General features: G+C 58.1%; 16 protein-coding genes and 1 pseudogene. 3 read left to right on the forward strand and 14 right to left on the reverse strand.

The features are described from left to right. The 6 genes from RSSM_RS21935 to RSSM_RS21965 form a co-directional block, all read right to left on the reverse strand. The coding region (locus RSSM_RS21935) for an AMP-binding protein (protein ID WP_044303264.1) at window positions 1-1,379 on the reverse strand (1,379 nt) is incomplete at its 3' end. Window positions 1,380-1,773: 394 nt separating this feature from the next. Next, a complete protein-coding gene (locus RSSM_RS21945; protein WP_008684169.1) occupies window positions 1,774-2,799 on the reverse strand; it encodes an alpha/beta hydrolase family protein in 1,026 nt (341 codons plus the stop codon). A gap of 129 nt (window positions 2,800-2,928) precedes the next feature. Further along, complete coding sequence (locus RSSM_RS21950) at window positions 2,929-3,660, reverse strand: ABC transporter ATP-binding protein (RefSeq protein ID WP_008684171.1); 732 nt, start codon at window positions 3,658-3,660, stop codon at window positions 2,929-2,931. Then, on the reverse strand, window positions 3,657-4,523 hold the full coding sequence (locus tag RSSM_RS21955) for an ABC transporter permease (RefSeq protein WP_008684173.1): 867 nt from the start codon (window positions 4,521-4,523) through the stop codon (window positions 3,657-3,659). Before RSSM_RS21955 ends, RSSM_RS21950 begins: the two co-directional genes overlap by 4 nt. A 181-nt stretch (window positions 4,524-4,704) precedes the next feature. Then, window positions 4,705-5,568: a molybdate ABC transporter substrate-binding protein gene (gene modA / locus RSSM_RS21960; protein WP_144060028.1), complete on the reverse strand. Its 864-nt coding sequence runs from the start codon at window positions 5,566-5,568 to the stop codon at window positions 4,705-4,707. A 256-nt stretch (window positions 5,569-5,824) separates the two neighbouring features. Continuing rightward, on the reverse strand, window positions 5,825-7,033 hold the full coding sequence (locus tag RSSM_RS21965; protein WP_008684179.1) for an exonuclease/endonuclease/phosphatase family protein: 1,209 nt from the start codon (window positions 7,031-7,033) through the stop codon (window positions 5,825-5,827). Between the two features lie 259 nt (window positions 7,034-7,292). Between RSSM_RS21965 and odhB the strand changes: the two genes are divergently transcribed. Further along, entirely contained in the window at window positions 7,293-8,636 is a 1,344-nt protein-coding gene (gene odhB / locus RSSM_RS21975; RefSeq protein ID WP_008684181.1) for a 2-oxoglutarate dehydrogenase complex dihydrolipoyllysine-residue succinyltransferase, read from the forward strand. A 98-nt stretch (window positions 8,637-8,734) separates the two neighbouring features. Then, on the forward strand, window positions 8,735-10,588 hold the full coding sequence (locus tag RSSM_RS21980) for an arylsulfatase (RefSeq protein ID WP_008684184.1): 1,854 nt from the start codon (window positions 8,735-8,737) through the stop codon (window positions 10,586-10,588). A 106-nt stretch (window positions 10,589-10,694) separates the two neighbouring features. On the opposite strand, the gene RSSM_RS21985 is transcribed toward RSSM_RS21980, so the two are convergent. From RSSM_RS21985 to RSSM_RS22020, 8 genes are all read right to left on the reverse strand, one after another. Next, the gene (locus tag RSSM_RS21985; protein ID WP_008684189.1) at window positions 10,695-12,494 is read right to left on the reverse strand and encodes a sulfatase-like hydrolase/transferase; all 1,800 of its coding nucleotides are present in this window, start codon (window positions 12,492-12,494) and stop codon (window positions 10,695-10,697) included. Window positions 12,495-12,701: 207 nt separating this feature from the next. Next, window positions 12,702-12,998, reverse strand: coding sequence for an FmdB family zinc ribbon protein (locus RSSM_RS21990; RefSeq protein WP_008684191.1), 297 nt, complete (start codon window positions 12,996-12,998; stop codon window positions 12,702-12,704). An 84-nt stretch (window positions 12,999-13,082) separates the two neighbouring features. Next, the gene (gene grpE / locus RSSM_RS21995; RefSeq protein ID WP_008684193.1) at window positions 13,083-13,691 is read right to left on the reverse strand and encodes a nucleotide exchange factor GrpE; all 609 of its coding nucleotides are present in this window, start codon (window positions 13,689-13,691) and stop codon (window positions 13,083-13,085) included. 2 nt (window positions 13,692-13,693) lie between these two features. Further along, entirely contained in the window at window positions 13,694-14,842 is a 1,149-nt protein-coding gene (dnaJ, locus tag RSSM_RS22000) for a molecular chaperone DnaJ (protein ID WP_008684196.1), read from the reverse strand. Window positions 14,843-15,015: 173 nt separating this feature from the next. Further along, window positions 15,016-16,638: a chaperonin GroEL gene (gene groL, locus RSSM_RS22005; protein WP_008684198.1), complete on the reverse strand. Its 1,623-nt coding sequence runs from the start codon at window positions 16,636-16,638 to the stop codon at window positions 15,016-15,018. Window positions 16,639-16,690: 52 nt separating this feature from the next. Next, window positions 16,691-16,996 carry a co-chaperone GroES gene (gene groES, locus RSSM_RS22010; RefSeq protein ID WP_008684200.1) on the reverse strand — a complete coding sequence of 102 codons (306 nt, stop codon included), beginning with the start codon at window positions 16,994-16,996 and terminating at the stop codon, window positions 16,691-16,693. 177 nt (window positions 16,997-17,173) lie between these two features. Next, entirely contained in the window at window positions 17,174-18,895 is a 1,722-nt protein-coding gene (groL, locus tag RSSM_RS22015) for a chaperonin GroEL (protein WP_008684202.1), read from the reverse strand. Between the two features lie 667 nt (window positions 18,896-19,562). Further along, complete coding sequence (locus tag RSSM_RS22020) at window positions 19,563-20,723, reverse strand: transposase (protein ID WP_173403175.1); 1,161 nt, start codon at window positions 20,721-20,723, stop codon at window positions 19,563-19,565. Between the two features lie 155 nt (window positions 20,724-20,878). On the opposite strand from RSSM_RS22020, the pseudogene RSSM_RS22025 reads away from it, so the two are divergent. Continuing rightward, window positions 20,879-21,607, forward strand: a pseudogene (locus RSSM_RS22025) (ISAs1 family transposase); the annotation flags it as partial. Between the last annotated feature and the right edge of the window lie 131 nt (window positions 21,608-21,738).

The following is a 21,738-nucleotide window of genomic DNA, read 5'->3' on the forward strand; positions in this document are numbered from 1 at the left end:
TTCCAATAACCGAGCATCACCTGCGGGCCGCGAACGATCATTTCGCCAACCACGCCGCAGCCTAAATCGTCGAGTCCGCCGTGTTCATCAACGATCCGGCACTGCGTTTCCGGCAGTGGCAATCCGATCGTGCCATAACACGGTTCGTCGAAAAGGTCGCCGACATGAGTCACCGGGGAGGCTTCGGACAATCCGAAACCTTCGACAACTAAGGCGTCACTGTGTTGGGAGAAGGTTTCGGCGATTTGCGCGTCGAGCGGTGCACCGCCGGAGATCACCCATTTGAGCGAACTGAGATCACTCGGATACTCATTGAGACGATCGTTCATCGCCGACAGCATCGCGGGAACGGCGTGGAGCACCGTTGGTCGGTGTTGCACCATCAATGCGATTGCCTGTCGAACATTGAACCGATGGTGCAGGACCAAAGTCGCACCCATTGCGGCACCGCCCATCACCATCGCCGACACGCCGTAGCTGTGAAAGAACGGCAACACCGCGAGCATTGTGTCTTCGGCGAAACGGCGATCCGTCCACATCAATTGTTGCCACGCATTGGCGACCATATTCTCATGGCTCAACGTGACCGCTTTGGGGGCACCCGTCGTGCCTCCGGTGGGCAATATGTAGGCCGCATCGGTTTGAGGTGCGATCGGCACGGATCGCCATTCACGCCGCGTGATCGCGATTTCTTCACGCAACCAATGGTGGGCCGTGTCCGATGGTAGTGACCACGTGCCGACGCGTTGTTGCCGCATCCACAGGTAACCCAACTGTTTGAATGCGGGCAGGTGTTCTCGGATCGAAACGTAGAATGTGTGGTCGAGCTTCTCATGACTCGGCGCTAGCAAGTGCGCCAACATGTCGAGCGTGATGATTACTCGACATTCCGTTTCGTCGACGAGTTTGTCGATCTCGTTCGCGGCCGAAAGAGGGCTCAGCGCGACCACAATCGCGCCGGCCCTCCAGATCGCATTCACGGCTACGATGAACTCAGGAACGTTCGGCAGGAGGACACCGACACGGTCGCCCGGTTGGACGCCATAGCCCTGCAGCATCGCGGCGCAGCGAACGATGTCAAAGTTCAGCTCTTCGTACGTCCAACTCTTCTCGCCATAGACCACCGCCATTCGATGCGGAATGACTTCGGCGGCGTGGCGAACCAACCCGTAGGCGGGCAGACCTTTGTAATGTTCGATCGCGTTGGCGTTGGGTGCCGGTTCCACCGGAATCCCGTTGTCGGTTTGCGAACCGAAACGGATCGATGGTGGCGCGGCTGGACTGCGCAGACCCGATGCGGCAGTCGCATCGTGTGAACCGGTGATCGACGCCCCGTGCGAAGTTGGAGATGTGCTGGAAGCAGGAAGAACCTCACCCATCACTCGACTCCTTGTTGAAGCCAGGCTTAGATTTCCTCCGTGAAGTTATGCGGCCACCCGAGAGCGTCTTATCGATGCCCTGGTCCGCTCCTACGGTGGTGGCCGCAGGTTCGAAAACGGCCTGGTTCAATAGCGGGAAAGATAAAGAGTTCGCGGGCCACTTCGCAAAAAAAAAAGAGTGCGAAATCACCTCGCGGATCAGCAAACCGAACCGGATAAACCGAACCCTGTTGGTTCGATCGGCCGAACACCCAAGTATAGGTCGTGTTGCCTGTAAAGTGAAGTGATGTGCCTGTAAAAACTTTTAAGGGGTGATGGGGTTCCCTTGAGGGGTGTTTCTACTGCCGTTTTGCCAGGCCCGAGTCTTCGAGAGGGAAAGCCCGTTTGCCGGTGGTCATTTCGTCTGCCATCGATCGCGTGGCTCGAGAACGGCCTTCACCGAGTCGCTTTGCAGCCACGCCAACGCCTCTTTGCTCTGGTTCAGATAGGCGTCCCAGAACGCAGTGCTGATCGAAAGGATCGCGACGTGGTGATTCGGATTGCGTGGCAACTGATCCGAGGGAAGGCTCCGGTCACCGAACGCAGAATGTTCCGCTTTGTCGAGAACGAGTTCGTACTTGTCGCCTTCGGGAAGGTTCGGGAAAACCGCCAAACGTGATTCGACGGTTTGTCCGCCGATCGGTGCGCTATCGTGGGTACCCGTCATCAGCATCCACGGGATGGAGACATTCGAGAAGGCGGTTTTGGCGTTTCCGATCCGCGGCGAACTGGGGCTCATCATGAGTGCGGCTTTGATCCGCGTGTCGGTTGCGCGTGAGCGGAACCGGCCGGCCGACTGGCCCGCGACGGATTGCGTCGTGACCGCACCGAACGAGTGCCCTGACATCCCGACACGATCAAGGTCGAACTTTCCCGCGAGGGCGTCTGAGGCCTCTTTGTTGATCTGTTCGAGATGATCGAGAACGGCCCGCACGTCTCCGATGCGACTGAACAGGTTTTTTCCCGAGGCGGCTTCTTGCATCGCGGACATGCGATTGCGGATTGGTTGATCCTTCCATACCCCCGAGTCGCTGCCGGCGTGCTGCAGGAAGACCACCACGTAGCCGCGTGCGGCCCAGTGATTTCCCAAATACGGGTTTCCTTCGCGGTCACCTCCGAGTCCGTGGCTGAACAACACGACGGGTGCGGACGCATTGGAATCGGGTAGGTAGAGCTTGATCGGAATGTCGCGGTCTCGGTCGGAATCGTTGATCTTTCGCAGTATGGTTTTCGCTTTGAATCCATCCGAAACCGCCATCGGGTCGTAGTCGTCCGCACACAAGGGCGAGCCCAACGCGAAACAACAGAGCATCACGCCCGAGAGCAGTACGCGAATCGCCGGGAACGTTGGACGCATCGGAGTCGTTTGACGAGTGTTCATGGTCAACCTTGAAGAGAGCCGTGCGAGAGGAAGAGATTCGTTGGAACCCTGGCGGTCTAGCCAAGTTTCGGTTCGATGATCCCGAAACGCATATCCAATGGCTTTGCCGACCGAGTCAAACGACAGGGCCTAGTTGCACGACTTGGCGGGGACCTTCGAGGATCGCAGCGACTGGGATACATGCGACTGGGATACGTGTGATTGAGACGCCTGCGAAGAGGATGGCGGGCTCTGGATGACGGAATCGTCGAGTTGGTAGCGAAGGTCGGCGAGGCGGTCGGCTTCGTGACCGCTGTGGGTGACGTGCAGCGTCGTCATGCCGGTGATGACTTTGATCGATTGCAGCAGGTCGATCATTTCGTCGCGGGTGTCGTCGTCGAGAGCGCTGAGGGGTTCGTCGAGCAACAGCACCGACGGTTCGACCGCCAAGGCTCGCCCCAACGCAACTCGCTGCGCCTCGCCGCCGCTGAGTCCGGTGACGCCGCGAGCCAGCAAGTGGGTGATCCCGAGCATCTCTGCCGTCTCGTCGCGGCGTTGTTTGATTTGGTGCGGCGTGGCTCGGCGAAGCTTCAATCCGAACTCGAGATGTTCGGACACATTGAACGTCGGGAACAGTGCGACGTCCTGTGGCACGTAACCGATTTGTCTGTCACCGGGGGCGTAGTGCGTGACATCAACATCCTGCACCCAAACGGAACCGGCCGAGGTTTGTCGCAAACCACAGATGGTTTCCAAAATCGAGGTTTTCCCGCAACCGGTTTTTCCCATCAGGACCGCGTACTGTCCCTTCGGTATGAGGATGGAAATATTCGACAACTCGAAATTTCCTGCGCGGATCGAAACGTTGTCCAATCGGATCATCGGTGAAGGTCTCCGTTGAGTGGTCCCCGCTGACCGCGGCCTGTGCCCAACGCTCGCAACGCGAAGAGCACCGCCATCGCGATGGCGACCATGAGCAGCGAAACCGCAACAGCAGAGTTGAGATCGCCTACGCTCATTTCAAGAAAAACGGATGTCGAAAGAACTTCGGTGCGCATCCGTGTCGCACCGGCAAAAACTAAAATAGGGCCGAACTCGCCGAGAGACCGCGCCCATGCGATGGTCAGGGCCGCGATCATGCCACGGCCTGATTGGGGCAGTGCGACATGTAAAAACGCCTGCATCCGTGTGCAGCCGAGCGTCCTCGCGACGTCTTCGGCGCGTGGGTTGATTTGATCAAAGGTAACACCCATTGTTCGGACAGCGAATGCACAGGCGACGATGAATTGGGCGAGCACCACGGCAGGCCAACGATAAGTAACAGGAAAGCCGACATCGTTACTGAGCCAGGCTTCGAGTTCCCACCCGCTCCGGCCGATCGGCAGATGAAACAGGATGAGCAGACTCAGACCCAGCACCAACGGGGGTAAAACGATAGGGATGTCGACCAGCGTGTCAATTAGAAAATGTCCACGAAATCGAAACCGCGACAGCAGGTAGCCCAGCGGGATCGCCACCAACAGCGAAAGGATCGCTGAGACGCTGCACGAGAGCAGTGTCAGGCGGATCGAAGCGCGGATCTCCGGTTTCGATAAAACCTCGCGAAAATCGGCGACAGAAGTGAACGCGACATCGGCGGCGATCAACAGCACGACCAAAAGCAAAAAACACGAGGAAATCCCTCCCATCCAAAGAAAGAATGGGACGTCGCTGCGGCGGCGTGGCACGAGCGGTCGGGAGGACACGTGGCTGACGATTAGGTGTGGGCGAAAAGGGTGGGCGAAAAGGTGAGAGCGAAAAGGTGAGAGCGAAAAGGTACAGAGAAGATAAAATTGCCGAGATAGTGAAACGGCTCTGATCGAAAACCGACAGCGAGGGTAACGGCAGACGACACCGGTGAGATGTCCAGCGGCATCGGTACGTCAATCAATCCTCGGGGTTATTCGATCCTCTCGGTCCGTTGTCCGAGCGGTCCAGAGGGACGTCGAATCCGAACTCGCGATAGCGTTTTCGGCCGTGTTGGTCCGCGGTGAGGTATTCCACGAACCGTGCGGCCGATTGTTTTCGCGGCGAAGTGGAGATGATGCCGATTTCGACATTCGAAACCGCGTCGTCGAGTTCTGGCACGCTGACCGGGTGAAGGTCAGGATAGTCGTGCAGGATCGCATCGTAAACGATGCCCGCGTCGGCGGAACCGACCACGATGTCGTTGGCCACCTCCGTCACGTTGCCCCGGTACGCCGTCGTCGCCCTGTCGACTCGATTCCAGATTCCCAGGGCGTCCAATGCGGACCGCGTCAGGTGACCGATCCCCGCCGCGTCCGAGTTGGCCTGAACGAATCGGATTTGGGGTCGCAGGCAGTCGGCGAGTGAGCGGATGGCTTTCGGGTTGCCCGATGGCACGGCGATGACAGCTCGCATGCGGGCCACAGGGATCGTTTGTGATAACAAACCTTTCGATCGCGCAGCCTCGAGGAAGCTGGCGTCGGCGGGCATGAACAAATCGCCGGTGCGGCTGGCTTCGATTTGCGACAGAAGGCTCTGCGAAGATCCAAAGTTGACATACACCTCGCTGTCAAAATCTCGCCGGTAGTCTTCGACAATCTTCTGCACGACGGCTTGGTTGCTCGCGGCGCAGAACAGTGTGATCGCGCTGCGTCGTTCAGAAGTGGGATCCGTGTCGGCCAAAGAATCCCGCCCGGATTCGACCGAATCGGTTCTCGCGAGTTGGAGGAGCAGGATCGGCAGGGCGACGATCAGTGCAATCAATAAAACGAAAACGCGGTTCATGAACGTGTGCCGATCGGAAGCATTCGTTTGAGAGCGTCGCGGCGAAACGTTGCCGGCGGGCGCGGTGCCGGCGGACGCATCGCTAGTGGCCTGTTCAGTTAGTGGCCAGTTCCGCAAGTTGCCAGTTCCGCTAGTTCCAAGTTTGCTCGCGATGGCAAGTCGACTCACACGGCGAACGCGTGGGCGTAGGCGTAGGCGTAGGCGTAGGCGTAGGCGTAGCCGGGGCCGTGGCCGGGGCCGTGGATTCTAGCACGAATCAGTGTGGCGTCGTTGCCGGGGCAACCGCTTGGTGGACGAGAGCCGAACCTTCCAATGGAGTGAACTCCGCGTACACGGGCAGGTAGCTCGAGACGGCCTGCGCCTGTGCCACGCTGAGGTTGTAGACGCGCAGGAAATCGTACACGCCGCCGCGGCCGATGGCTTCGGCGGTGAGTTCGCGATCGTAGAGCACGTTGCTCGTTTGGTGTCGGCCGAAGATGTCCGTTGGTGTGCTCGTGACGGAGGCTCGCACGTTGGGGCCGGCGATGACGGGCAACAGGTACGCGTCGTCGGCTTGGAACAAACCGGCGAGCACAACGTCGTCCTCTCCACGTCCATCTTCACGCACGGACTTGAGCAATTGTCCGAGCAACGCGACCTCACGCGGGGCACGCGACAAATCGATTCGCACGTTGACCAAACTGAACGTCCACGCTTCGCTGACGGGCGGTTCGGCGGCGCGAAACCACGCCACGAGTGGGTCGTACGTCAATTGGTTATCGGGGTCCGCAACCGTGTAGGTTTGTGTCCGGTCGACACGCACGCGATCCGGATTGAACAGAATCGCCATCTGCTCGCCACGGTCTTCCGGGCCGGTCGGTGGTCCGAGGACGTAGTCATACAGCGGAGCGCCCCCGCCGAGCGAGCTTTCATTGATCGCGTCGACGATCCGCGGGACGAGGTCCATCTGCAACGAGGAGATCTGCTGCACGGCGATAATGTCGAACTGCCGCACGACGCGGACCAGGTTCTTCCGAGCCAGGTCGCTGGCGAGTTTCGTCGGCCCGAACCCGTCCAACGCCCACGCGGCGACGCGTAGGTGTGCCGGAGCGTACCGGGTCCGGCGGCCAAACTCCCCACTCGGGCTGCGTCGGTGGAGATCGCTCGGGCTGGAGATGATCGGATCGGCTTCAAAGTCGGGATCCGCTGGTCTCGCCGCGGTCAGGGACTCACCGGATGCGAACGGATCGCCCGCAAAGCCACCGGTGCCGGGCCGTTTGGATCCAGGGCTTTCGATGGTGGTCGACGATGTGAACGTGAAGGGATCGCCCATCTCGCCCAATCGGCTCTCGTGTTTCGGCGAAATCGAAACCCCGTCCAAGCCGTCGACGTTGTAATGACGAAAAAAATACCAGCCGCCCCCGACCAGACACAGCACGATCAGCCCAGCTTGAAGCGGGTGTCCTCCACTGGATTCTTGGGACATGGGATTGTTTGAACTTCCGTGTTCGGGGCAAATCTCAACACAGCAGCAGGGAAAACAAAAGGAATCATCCGATCTGTTTAAAGAAAACGGTTTTCCCGGCTATTCGACTTCATCGGCTCAAACACTCGCCGGTTTCAAACAATTTTCCGAAAACGCACGTTCCCGATCGGGTCCACTGACATGTGGACGCGCGATCGTTATCTTGGTGGTTCGTTTCCGCTACCTCGCAACACCCTCTTTTTAAGTAGAAAACGTTTCCGTGAGCGAAATCATTCCAGTCGATGTCCCGACCGTCGGTGAATCCATCAGCGAAGTCCAGATCGGCACTTGGCTGAAAAACGATGGCGATTGGGTGGAAAATGGTGAGGATCTGGTTGAGATCGAAACCGAGAAGGCATCGGTGCAGATCCCTGCCCCCTCGAGCGGCTTCCTGCAAGGGATCCTCAAACAAACCGAGGAGTTCGCGGAAGTCGGCGAAACCATTGCTAGCATTCGAGTCGGCGAAAAACCTGAGGGTGGTGGTGGCGGATCCAACGCGCCGGCGGCATCCAGCTCACCCGCACCGGCTCCGGCGGCCAGCACGCCGTCGCCTGCCGCGACTCCCGCCGCCAAGAACGGTGGCGGATCCGCGGCGTTCGTGATGCCCGCCGCACAACGTTTGCTCGATGAGCATTCTTTGTCCGCTTCGGATGTCCCGGCGACCGGACCAGGTGGACGATTGCTCAAGGAAGATGTGCTCGCTTACATTCGCAGCGGTGCGTCCCGGCCGGCTGCCCCTGTGGCGGCTCCTGCCCCGTCCGCTCCTGCTCCGGCACCATCTGCTCCTGCAACGCCTCCGCAAACCATGACGGCCCCGCCCGCGATGGACGCACCCCCGCATTCGTTGATGACCGAAGGCGCGTATCGCAGCGAAGAGGTCAAACCGATGAGCATGCTGCGGCGGACGATCGCCTCGCGACTCGTCCAAGCCCAGCAGACCGCGGCACTGCTGACAACGTTCAACGAAATCGACATGTCGCCGGTGATGAAAATCCGCGCGAAATACAAAGACGCGTTCGCCAAGAAGCACGGCGTGAAGCTCGGATTCATGTCGTTCTTCGCCAAGGCGGCCGTCGAAGCCCTGCGGCGATATCCGGCCGTCAACGCGGAAATTCGCGGTGACTCGATGGTTTATCGGAACTATCAAGACATCGGAATTGCGATCGGTGGCGGAAAAGGTTTGGTTGTCCCTGTTCTGCGGAACGTCGAACGCATGTCGTTCTCGCAGATTGAAGGCTCGATCGGCGAGTATGCCCGTTTGGCCGGGGAGAACCGGTTGCAGCCGAGCGATCTGATGGGCGGAACGTTCACGATCAGCAACGGCGGCATCTACGGTTCGTTGCTAAGCACCCCGATCGTCAATCCGCCCCAAAGCGGCATCCTCGGGTTGCATTCGATCCAAGAACGTCCGATCGCGGAGAACGGCGAAGTCGTGATTCGTCCGATGATGTACATCGCGTTGACCTACGATCACCGGATCGTCGACGGTCGTGAAGCGGTTGGCTTCTTGGTCACGATCAAAGAAACGATCGAAGACCCGGCTCGTCTGTTCTTAGAAGTTTAAAACCGACCCCGGCGGTTTTCTGACCGGATTTCTCTCATGCCGTTTCGCAGCGGCATTCTGATAGAGCCGGCTCTCTTTTCGGGTAGTGGATCTTGTGAATGATCCTCATGTGGCAGGATCTTTTACAAGATCCACTACCGCCTACCCGGCAACCAAACTGCGTCGGAATATTTGTCTGGTTCGAAAGGGCTGGCGTTCTTTGTGCGCAGTTTGTCGGCTTCGTGATCGAGCCGATCATGTTCGGAATGTTTGTGTTTGGCAACGCGATCAAGCGTTTGCATCTCACGCTTTTCCTGCATATCGTGAGAGCCCGTCCGGTTCATCCAGACGGTGATTGGATTGTCGATTCGATCCGCCGATTCGACAGCGTCTCTACCCCACGGATCTCTGCAGGCATCTTCGTGAATAACCCGTGTCGCCTCTTTGGCGTTTGTCTGGCCCTTTTGTTTGCGTTGTTGTTTGGTGACACGAACGCTCGCGCGGCGAGTGACGAGACACCCAATGTGATCTTGATTTTCGCCGACGACCTCGGTCCCGGGATGCTCGGTTGCTACGGGCAGCGCGTCGTCGAAACGCCCAACATCGATCGGTTGGCACGCGAAGGGATGAAGTTCAACAACTACTACGGTGGTGTTTATTGTGCGCCGGCAAGATGGACGTTGTTGACCGGTATGCATGACGGACGACGCGGCGGGTGGGCGCAGACTCGCGCGGGGGTGCCGATCTATCGCGACTCGGGACGAATTACTGAGGAACAGTACCAAAAACAACTCACCAAACTGAAAGCGGGCGCCAACCCGATCGCTCCCAACGAAGTGTTCCTTGCGCAAATCGCACAAAAAGCCGGTTACCAGACGGCTCAATTCGGGAAGCTCGATCGCGGCTTTCTGACCTGGCATGAACGCGTGAAGCGTTTCGGGTGGGATTTCTATGAAGGGTATTACGACCACCAGCGATGCCACGGTTTCTATCCGCCCTACCTGTGGCGAAACGGCGAACGATTTGATCTGCCCGGCAACGATCTGCCGGATTGCGGCAAGACGAGTGAGAAGGGAGATGAGCCCGTTGGCTATGGCGGCGAAACTTACTCGCAGAACGTGTTTATCAAAGGGATTTTGAAATACCTACGCGAGCACAAAGACGCCCCGTTCTTTCTCTACCACCCGACGCAATTGCCGCACGGTCCCGTCGCGATTCCGGAACTGCATCCTGATTTCGCCGATCACCCGACGATGTCGCTCGCGGAGAAGAAGTACGCGTCGATGGTGAAGATGCTCGATGATCATGTCGGGTTGATTATGTCCGAATTGCAGGAACTCGGTATCGATGAAAAGACGATGGTGGTCTTCACTTCGGACAACGGGCACGAGCTGTATTACGGTCCAAAGTCTCAGTTCAAACAGGGCCTACTTCCCAACGGGGAGAAGGTCAACGTGACGGACAAGAAGTGGCGAACGTCTGAGCATGGTGACGTCTTCGACGGTGCCGGTGGCCGCGCGGGATTGAAACGAAGTGGTTTCCAAGGCGGCATACAATGTCCGTTGATCGTGCGTTGGCCGGGACGGGTCGCGGCGGGCAGTGAAACCGATCTGCTAGCGGCGCATTACGATTTTCTAGCCACGCTCGCAGATCTCGTTGGCGTTGAAAAGCCAACGGGCAAAGACGGCGTGTCGTATCTGCCGACTCTGCTAGGGAAACCGCAAACAGAAACGCACGACTACGTGGTCGTGAACAATCGTTTTACGCAGATGGGCAGCAGTGCGTTAATCACCGGCGAAGGGATGAAACTCGTCGAAGCAGACCGGAAGCAAGGTTTGTATCAACTCTATGACATCGTCGCGGACAACGAGGAACGCAACGATTTGGCCGCCAAGTATCCCGAGAAGGTCGAGGTGCTCAAGCAAGCTCTGCAATCGCAACTCGACTCGCCACGACCTGATTTGGCCGAATAGGCGTAGTGGATCTTGTTGAAGATCCTGCTGCATGAGGATCTTTGACGAGATCCACTACCGGAAGAGATTTCACGTGTTCGATTCCTGTGGCTGATTGCGCGAGCGATCAGCGGACGGTGACGGAGATCGAGTCGGAATTCCCTGAACGTGAGAAGGTCTTGGGCGACTGATTGGCGACCGGGAACGCGTCGTCCCATGAGTAGACGGAAATCGTCGCTTTGCCGGGGCGATGTGCCGTGATCTCGCCGAATTTGTTGACCGAAACAACGGACGTGTCGCTCGACTCCCAAACCACGCCGTTGCGGGTTGCGTTGGAAGGGACAACGTCCACCGAGAGTTGGGCGGTCTCGCCTCGAGGAAGAACAACCGGCGGGGTGAGAACCTGCAATTCTTTCACCGCGACGTATTGGTGTTCAGCGAGGACCTTGCCGAGACGTTCGTAACCGGCCCGTTGCTCGTCGGTGAGTTCGTCGATCTTCAATCCGCTGTGATAGAACTTCTTCCAACCCGGCCCTTGAACTTTCGTGTCACCCATCTTTTCAAAAGGATCAACGCGAAGGTCAAAAAAGCGTCCGTCCGGGTAATAGCGGTCGGGTGCGTAGCGTTTGAAATGCTTGTCGAACGCGTAGGCGAGGACCTCCGACGGATCGGTCATCGGACGGTTGTGGTTGTACCAAACGTACGACGCGTCACGGTGTTCTTGGGAATCGCCGAGCATTTGTGACCAGAAACTGATTCCGTCGAGATCGTCCGCGTTGGGAATTTCGATTTGGGCCGCGTCGCAGAGTGTTGGATGAATGTCCGCTAGATCGACCAAGCCGTCGCAAACACGCGGATGGTCGGGTGTCCCGACGGGGACCGTTCCGGGGAGTGAAAGAATCAATGGGACGTGGGTTCCGTTGTCGGTTGTGCTGCCTTTTCCGCCTGGATATTGCGTCCCGTCAGGAAGGATGTGGGTGAACGGTTCTTTCGTTCCGTTGTCGCCCATGACCACGATCAGTGTGTTCTCACGGAGGCCGAGACGATCGACTTGGTCGATAACCTTGCCGATCAATTTATCGGTGTAGGCGATCATGTCGGGGAAATACTTCTTCTCGTCGTTGCGGCGTCCGTTTGGGGATCGGCTCATCGCGTCGAACTCATCGAACGCCGTGGCGGGAACCGTGTCGGGCGTCGGCATGTGTTCGTCATGGAGGAGCATCATTGGATAGTAGAGAAAGAACGGTTCGTTTTGATGTCGCTTGAGGAAGTCGAGTGCGAATCGGTTGCAGATATCCGGCCCGTACCAACGTCGACCGGTCTCGGGATCGATGTCACTTTTGTTGCCAAAGTTGATCACATCACCGTTGATCACCATGTTGGGATTGATGTATCGACGGCCTTCGGTGACGACATCAAAACAACAGTATTCGTCCCATCCGAATTCCGAGATGTAGCTTTCGCCGGGGATCTCAACGGTGCCGCGGGTTTGCTTCCATTTCCCGGTCATGCCGGTCGCGTATCCGGCGCGTTGAAACAGGTCGCCAAAGGTGATGTCGGACGCGTGTTGCCCTTTGCTGACGAGGTGGTTTCGGTTGTTGTACTTGCCACTCATCAGCGTCGTTCGGGTCGGCTCACACAGCGGGTAAGCAAACGCGTAGTCGCAACGGACGCCTTGGCGTGCGAGTTGGTCGATGCGTGGCGTTTCAAAGATGACGTTCTCGAAACCTGCGGCTTCGGACGAAATGCGGTTCGCCCCGTAAGCGGTCACGCCATAGTGGCTGAGGTCGTCGATCAAGATGAAGACGACGTTTCGGTGGGTGACGTCTGCTGCGGAGGCGGTTGAGACCGCAGTGAGTGTCGGCAGAGAAACGGCGACGAGTAGAAACGTCGCAAGCGGACGGAAGATAGCGGGCAGAAAGAACATTGGTGGGGCAGTGTTCGCGGAGAGTGGGGATGCCGGAACTTCGCTTCGCTCGGTCCGGCCTACAACTTGGTTCGGCCTACCACTTAACCCGGCCTACAACCTATTCCGGCCTGCAAGAGTGTGTTCTCTGCGTAGGCTGGATGAAGGAGGATTTGCGACGCGCATCCGGCAGCGGGACTGTCTGAAAACAGCCAATGCCCGATCGGCTCAGTCGGCTTTCTTGGCTGGTTTGCTGCTGGAGTCTTTGCTTTTGGATTTGTCCGATCCGGAGCTGGAGTCGGACTTCTTCGCGTCGGCTTTGGCACCTTTCTTGTAGCTCTCGCTACGGTAATCGGTTTGGTAGAAGCCGCTTCCTTTGAAGACGATCGCGGCGCCGGTTCCGAATTGCCGTTTCAGTTTCTTCTTTTTGCACTCAGGGCATTTCGTTTCGGGGTCGTCGTTAATGCCTTGGAAGATTTCAAGCTCGTGACCGCAGGCTTCACAAAGGTAATCGTAAGTTGGCATGGAAGTGGTTGCCGCAAGGATGTGAAAAAGGGACAGGGGAGATTGTTTGGTTGTTCCGGGACGCCGGTCGGAGGACGACCCGGGCTATGGTGCGCCGGTGCTGACGACGACTTGGGCGGGCCGGATCACTCGGCCGTGCATCGTGAAACCGCTGACGGCGACGTGAGCGACTTTGCCGGATTCGATTTCCGGATGCGGCATTTGCGAGATCGCTTCGTGGACGTTCGGATCGAATTCCTCTCCGTCGGCCGGAATCGGCTCAACACCGTACTTGCCGAGCGTATCGTCGAGTTGTTTGGCGACCATGGCGACGCCTTCGCGAAGGCCTTGGGCGGTGTCGGTGGACTCGCTCGCGTTGGCTGCTTCGATGGCCCGGTTGAGGTTGTCGCGGACTTCGAGAATATCGTTGACCAACGGCATTGCTGCGAATTTGAGTTGGTCTTCGTAGTCGCGACGCATCCGTTTGCGGAAGTTCTCTGCTTCGGCTTGTGCCTGCAGGACTCGTTTGTCAGCCGCCTCGACCTCGCCTCGCAGACGGATCATTTCTTCGTCGCGGGTTTCCGGAGCGTTTTGCTCGTTCGCCGCGTCGAGTGATTCGTGTGCTTGGTCAGCCGCTTCCTCAGCCGCACTGCGTGCCTCGGTTGCTTCTTCGCGTACGTCGTCGTTTTCAGGTTGAGAAGTAGTTTCGTTCATAATTATTTCGTTTCAGACTGGCTTTCCGGTTCGGGGTCGAAGAAATGCCTGAGCTTGTCGAGAAAGGAAGTTCGTTCGGGAAGGACGGCCTCGTGGTCGAGGTCGGCGAGTTGACGCAGTAGTTTTTCTTGGTCGGCGTTGAGCTTTTTGGGGACTTCGATAAACACCTGTACGAGCAAGTCGCCGTTGCGACCGCTGCGGTGATCGATGATCCCTTGTCCTCGCACGGTGAATACATCGCCGCTCTGTGTTCCGGCGGGAACGGTCAGTTGGTGAGGTCCGTTGAGGGTGGGGACTTCAATTTCGGAACCGAGTGCCGCCTGCGGATACGAGATCGGCAGTTGCAGGATGAGGTGCTTGCCGTCGCGTTTGAACAGTTCGTGAGGTTTGACCGAGATAAAGCAGTAGCAGTCCCCGGGAGGTCCGCCGTCAGGGCTCGGTTCGCCTTCGCCCTGCAGTCGGACCCGCATGCCGTCGTCGACGCCGGCGGGGATTTCGACGTTCAGTTCGGCTTTCTCGTTTTGCAGACCCGAGCCACGGCAATCGCCGCACGGTTGGCTGATCTGTTTGCCCGCACCTTGGCAGGTCGGGCAGGTGGTTTGGACGCGGAGGATACCGGCGGACTGGATGACTTGCCCTTGGCCGCCGCAGGTGGTGCAGGTGACCGGTTCGCTGCCGGGGGCGGCGCCACTGCCGGAGCAGGTTTCGCAGGCGACTCGCCGTCGGAACGCGATGTCTTTGTGGCAACCGCGGGCGGCTTCCTCGAGCGTCAGAGTGACGTCGCAGCGGATGTCCGCACCGGGGCGTACTCGGCGACGTCCGCCGCCGCGGCGACCTCCACCGAAGAAGTCACCAAAGCCACCACCGAAGAGATCCCCGAAGGCTTCGAAGATATCTTCGACGTCGCCGTATTGGTGAGTGGAACCTTCCACGCCGGCGTGGCCATACTGATCGTAGCGTGCGCGTTTGTTTTGGTCGCTGAGGACTTCGTAGGCCTCGGTTGCTTCTTTAAACCGCTCGACGGCGTCTTCGTTCTTGTTCGTATCGGGGTGATACTTGATGGCCAATTTGCGGTAGGCACGGTCGATCTGTTGCTTGGTCGAAGACCTCTCAACGTTGAGGATTTCGTAGTAGCAAGTCTTGGTGGCCATGGAACCGAATGTGTTGGGTGAGTCGTAATCGAAACGGGCCGTTCGCCGATAGCGAACGGCCCGTCGTGTGGAAAAGTGATCGAATGCCGAGGGCGGTTTGGCCCGGTGCGATCACCTCATCCGGATCGAAATCCTGATGAGGCGAAACGCGAGTTTGGCGTTCTGAACTCGGACTAGTTAATCACGCCTTCGACGGGGCGTTTGTCCTTGTCTTCTTGCTCGAAGTTGGTCACGAGTGCTTCGGTGGTCAACAACAAGCCGGCGATGCTGCTGGCGTTGATCAACGCGGTACGAACGACCTTCACGGGGTCGATGACGCCCGCTTTGATCATGTCGGTGTATTCGCCGGTGTGGGCGTTGTAACCGATCTTCGGATCGTTCTTCTGCAACACTTCGTCGACAACCACGCTGCCGTCGATTCCGCCGTTGTCGGCGATTTGACGCATTGGAGCGTCGAGTGCGCCGAGGACGATGTTGACACCAACCTTCTCGTCGCCACGAGCCTTCTTCAAGGCTGCTTCGACTGCTTCGCGGCAGTAAACCAGAGCCACGCCACCACCAGGCAGGATGCCTTCTTCGACGGCGGCACGGGTTGCGTGCAGGGCGTCTTCGAGGCGTGCCTTGGTTTGTTTCATCTCAGCTTCGGTTTCGGCACCGACGCTGATCACGGCAACACCACCGGCGAGTTTGGCAAGGCGTTCTTGGAACTTTTCCTTGTCGTAATCGCTGTCGGTTTGCTCGATCTGCGAACGGATTTGAGCGACTCGTTTGTCGATCTCTTCGCGTTTGCCGGAACCTTCGACGATGGTCGTGTGACCCTTGTCGATGGTGACCTTCTTGGCGCGGCCGAGTTGTTCGAGCGTGACGTTCTCGAGCTGGATGCCGAGGTCTTCGCTGATCAACGTTCCGCCGGTCAGCGTTGCGATGTCGCCGAGCATGGCTTTGCGGCGATCGCCGAAGCCAGGAGCCTTGACCGCACACACGTTGAGCGTGCCGCGGAGTTTGTTGACGACGAGCAGGGTGAGTGCTTCGGCGTCGACGTCTTCGGCGATGATCAACAGTGGTTGGCCGGTTTGAGCGGCTTTCTCGAGCAACGGCACGAGGTCGCGAATGTTGCTGATCTTCTTCTCATAGAGCAGCACCAACGCGTTCTCGAGGTCGGCTTCCATCGAGCCGGGGTCGGTGATGAAGTAAGGCGAGATGTAACCCTTGTCGAACTGCATTCCGTCGACGTAATCGACTTCCATGCTGCGACTCTTGCCTTCTTCGACGGTGATCACGCCGTCCTTACCAACACGCTCGAGGGCGTCGGCGAGGAGGCTACCGATCTCGTTATCGTTGTTAGCCGAGATGGCACCGACCTGAGCGACTTCTTCTTTGCCGCTGACGGGGCGTCCCATTTCGACGAGGCGAGCACATGCCGCGTCGACAGCCTTTTCGATACCGCGGCGAATCGCGGTCGGGTTGCTGCCGGCGACGATGTTCCGCAGGCCTTCTTTGAAGATCGCACGTGCGAGAACGGTCGCAGTGGTGGTTCCGTCGCCTGCGAGGTCGCTGGTTTTCTGAGCGACTTCGATGACGAGTTTCGCACCCATGTTTTCGAACCGGTCTTCTAGTTCGACTTCTTTGGCGACGGTGACACCGTCTTTGGTGACGGTCGGTCCGCCGAACGATTTATCGATGATCACGTTACGACCGGTCGGGCCCATCGTGACTGCAACTGCGTTGGCGAGTTTGTCCACGCCGGCGAGCATGCGGGTTCGGGCGTGGTCCTCAAATAGCAACTGTTTTGCCATGACTGAAGATTCCTAGGTAAATGGATGAAATGAAGCGAGAGGAACGAACGAACTAGCCAATCTTGGCCAAGATGTCGCTCTCACGAAGGATCTTCATCTCTTCGCCGTCGACTTCGATTTCGCTTCCGCCGTACTTGCCGTAGATCACGATGTCGCCGACGGCAACGCTGAGTTCGCCACGGTTGCCGCTATCGAGCAATTTGCCAGGGCCGACTGCGACAACGGTTCCGCGTTGTGGTTTCTCACGAGCCGAGTCGGGGAGGACGATTCCGCCCGCGGTGGTTTCTTCGGCTTCGTTAGGTTGAACGATGACGCGGTCGTCGAGTGGGCGAAGACTGATGGTTTTGGTCGCTGCCATGGGGAGAGTTCCTAAGTTGAAATTGAGTTAGTTGTGTTGGTTGCCACCGTCGACAAACGGTGGATCGAATTTTTTGTTAGGGAAACCACGCCCGCGATTGGGCGTGGCTGCTTTTGTCTCGAAAACGGACTCGTTGGGAGTGCGACGCCCCGGGAAAGGGGCGAGGCGGCTCGCGGTCTACATCATGCCGCCCATGCCGCCCATTCCTCCCATGCCGCCCATTCCAGGCATGCCGCCCATGCCACCCATGTCAGGCATTCCGCCGCCCATTCCGTGGTCATGGTGGTGATCGCCGCCGCCTTCTTCTTCCTCAACAGGAATGTCGACGATCAGCGATTCGGTGGTCAGCAACAGCGACGCGACCGAAGCAGCGTTGGTCAGCGAGGTGCGAACGACCTTGGCAGGGTCAACGATACCAGCCGCGATCAGGTCGCAATACTTGTCGGCGTTGGCGTCGTAGCCTTCGGTCTTGCCTTTGAGTTGCAAGACGCGGTTGACGACAACGGCTCCGTCGAGGCCGGCGTTGTTGGCGATGGCACGCATCGGTTGGTCGAGAACGTTGCGGATGATCTGGACGCCGAGCTTTTGATCGCCTTCGATCTCTTTCTCGAGTTTCTCGATCGCTTTGCGGCAGCGAAGCAGTGCGGTTCCGCCACCGGGGACGATGCCTTCTTCGAGTGCCGCTTGGGTGGCCGCACGGGCGTCGTCGATGAGAGCCTTGCGTTCTTTCATTTCGGTTTCGGTTGCCGCACCGACGTTGATTTGGGCAACACCACCGGCCAACTTCGCAAGACGTTCTTGCAGTTTTTCGCGATCGTAGTCGCTGTCGGTCGCTTCGATTTCGCGACGGATTTGCGTCACGCGGCCTTCGATGTCGGCCTTCTTGCCTGCGCCACCGACGATGGTGGTTGCTTCGCTGGTGATGCGAACTTGTTTGGCACGACCGAGGTCGGACAGCTTGACGCTTTCCAGATCGATGCCGAGGTCTTTGAAGATCGCCTTGCCGCCGGTGAGCACAGCGATGTCGCCGAGGATGGCTTTGCGACGGTCACCGTAACCAGGAGCCTTCACGGCACACACGTTGAGGATGCCACGCATCTTGTTGACGACGAGGGTCGCCAGGGCTTCGCCTTCGGTGTCTTCGGCGATGATCAAGAGAGGCTTCTTCGATTCGCTGATGGCTTCGAGAAGCGGGATCATTTTTTTGTTGTTGCTGATCTTTTCTTCGAAGAGCAACACGTAGCAGTCGTCGAGTTCGACCGACACTTCGTCTTGGTTGGTGACGAAGTGCGGCGACAGGAAGCCGCGATCGAACTGCATGCCTTCAACGACGTCGACGTAGGTTTCATTGGATCGGCCTTCTTCGACAGTGATGACGCCGTTCTTGCCAACTTTGGTGAACGCGTCGGCGAGGACGTCACCGATTTCGGAGTCGTTGTTTCCAGCGATGGTCGCGACTTGCTTGATGTCGGACTTGCTATTTTCTTTGATCGGGGTTGCCATTTTGGCGATTTGCTCGGTGCAGGCATCGACTGCTTTTTGGATGCCTCGGCTGAGTGCCATCGGGTCGGCGCCGGTGGCGACCATTTTCAGGCCTTCGCGGAAGATCGCTTCGCTGAGCACGGTCGCGGTCGTCGTTCCGTCACCGGCAACATCGTTGGTCTTGCTGGCAGCTTCTTTGACGAGTTGAGCACCGAGGTTTTCGAACGGGTCGTCGAGTTCGATGTCCTCAGCAACGGTCACGCCATCTTTGGTGACCTTGGGAGAGCCCCAGCCTTTGTCCAAAACGGCGTTGCGGCCACGAGGGCCGAGGGTGCTGCGAACGGCGCGAGCCAATTTGCTGACGCCAGCCAGCAAAGGGCCTCTCGCGTCATCGTCAAAAACGATTTGCTTTGCCACGGTGTGAATCTCCTGAGATTGGCGACAACCGAGATCCGCAGGGCGGGCAACTTCGACTCCGTTGCGGTCGTTCGCCCAACAGGAATCCCGGTGGAGCGACTGACAGCGAGGTTTCTTCTTCGATCGGGAGTGAGTGAGGCCGTGCGGATCCGGGCCATACGGCCGGAAAGGGAATGGGGAGTAATTGGATTGTCAAGCGAAGCAAGAACGGTCCCGTCGGTCAGACGGACAGAATCACCACGCGGTCACGTCCCATGAGCAATCGGCGTGCCGGACGCGAGTTCTGTTTTGTAAGTCTTTTAATGGCAGTGGGTTGCGTGTTTGGGTGCGGTCCCGGTCGAGAGGGCCTCCCGTCGCGACGTGTCACGCTGGCAGTGAGCCGATTCCGGAACGTTTCCGGCGAGCGGTAAGGGGGGCCGTTCGGGTCCCGCTCGGCCGTCCCGAATGCGGCGTCGCATCGGTCGGCGACAGTGACCTGGCGAGATTAGAGCGCGCCCCTGAATGGGGGCGGCACCGAAGGCGGATTGAGATCGCAGCCCGGCCGATTAGAGAGACGGCCTATCAAGGAGATAGGCCGTTTTGAAAGCGTTTCGGTCTGCGGTGTAGCTGCCGTCGCCAAGAACATGGCCATCTGTTGGGTGGTGCCGTTCGTCCTGTACGGACAGCCTCAAGTAAAGCAGGCTGATGCCGCCGCCTGACCTGAATAGTGATGCTTGCCACATCGCTCAGCATCCTGACGCATCGCTGCTGGAGACCCCACGCAGATCGATTTCCCAAAATACCTCTGCCACTCCCATACCAAATCTCGCCACATCGACGCGTCAATCCCGATCTGGCTCAGCGTCGTTGCGAGCGATTTCGGAAGCTTCTCCGACGCTTCGGCAATGCCCTGTTTCGCAGTCCAGCGGAGCAACCGAAGGTAGTCACGGATCGACACATGCAGAAACCCCTTGTCGCTCGCTCGCAGGCCATCACGATTCAATTCTGCGTCAGTGGACAGTTTTTCCGGCGATAGCGTCAAAGGCGCCAGCCAAGCATCACGGCGAATTCGCTTCCCCGTTGGATTCCGCTTCTTGGCCTTCAGCTTTTCGCGAAGCTCATCCACAGGCGTTTCACGTATTTGCTTTGCCGCCTCTTCGGTGGGAACTGCCTTAAGATCGAACGCAGCTGAGTCAATCTGCTTCCCGTGACCGGCTTGGATACGGTCGAACGCCGAGGTGTGCGGCGCCTTCTCTGGATCCGACGCCATCGCCGCACGCACCGGGTTCAAGTCGACGTACATGCTACACGCGAGCAATCCCGCCTCATCAACAATTCGTTGGGCCTTGAAACGCCCCTCCCAAAACCGACCGGTGCATTCATCTTGTTTGTTGGCCATCCGAGAAATCGGTTCCGCCAACGACCGCATGAACCAAGAAATATCTGACATTCGCTGTCGAATCTCCGCGATTCGCTCGGCGTTTCCTGCCAGCTTTTTGACCTCGTGCTCGGTCGGTTCGGCAAGATGCTCTTCCATCCTCCGGCCAGGAAACACTCGCAGCCAGCGAATCGCAACCTCCCCATCACTCCAGCTAGCCACAACGTCAGGTCGATTGCGCAAAATCACGTGCAAGTGATTGCTCATGACGGCGTAAGAAAGCACATCGATACCAAAAACCGACGCAAGGGCCTCCATTCGCCGGCGAATCCACTCCTTGCGGAAGGAATAATCCTTGCCTGACTCACGATCGACGCCAGCCAGAAACGCGCGGCGCACACACCTTTGAACCGCATGCACAATGCAAATTTCACTCGTTGCAAACTGCTCTTCTCGTTTCGGCCTGGGCATACGTCAAATTCCGAAAGGGTGTGCTGACTCCAAAACCAACCTAACCAAAAACCCACCACTGTCAACCATATGGTGGGTGGCACCGTTCGTCGCCGCACCGTTCGTCGCCTAGTTCGTCGTGGCGTATGGTGGGTGGCACCGTTCGTCGTGGCACTTGGGCAACGGCCAATCACCTCAGTCTCGGGCAGACCATCGTCGACCAGAAGAGCAATGAAATCACGGCGATCCCTAAATTGCTTGAGATCATCGAGGTTTCCGGTGGTTTGGTCACGATCGATGCGATGGGATGCCAAACCGAAATCGCTGCCAAGATCATCGACGAAGGAGCGGACTACTGTTTGGCCGTCAAAGGAAATCAGCCGACGCTTCACGAGGGGATCAAGGCGTTCTTCCTTTCCCACCTGGAAGATGACTTTGCAAGAGTGGATGTTGTAGAGCATCACACGAAAAAGACTGCTCATGGTCGAATCGACGAGCGAAGTTACTACTTGTGTGAGCTTCCTGAGGACCTGCCAGACGGCTCAAGGTGGAAGGGGTTGCAAGCCATCGGAATGTCGATCAACAACACTCAGCGTCGCAAAGGCGATGAGATCGCAGTTCGATACTACATCGTGAGTAAGATGCTGCCTGGTGAAGACTTCGCCGGTGCGGTTCGTGGACATTGGGGAATTGAAAACAGTTGCCACTGGCAACTTGATGTGACCTTCGGGGAAGACCAATGTCGAATCCGCAAGGGGCATGGGGATGAGAACTTCAGCACGCTGAGGCGAACCGCACTCAGTCTGCTGAAACAAGAGAAGACAGCCAAGTGTGGCGTGAAAAACAAACGCCTCACTACGGGATGGGGCGACAGCTACATGGAAAAAGTCGTTGTTAGCCCGTGATTCCCCGTGCAATCGCCCTGATGGTGGCCCGACAAGCTGGATGGGGCATCGTTCGGCGGCAAATGCAGTAAGGCGTCGGCCAAAAGTCTTGGGGGGGGCCTCGAAAATGTGGCTGGCAAGTGTGCTGTTCA

It is taken from the genome of Aporhodopirellula sallentina SM41 (assembly GCF_000346505.1).
GTDB lineage: Bacteria > Planctomycetota > Planctomycetia > Pirellulales > Pirellulaceae > Rhodopirellula > Rhodopirellula sallentina.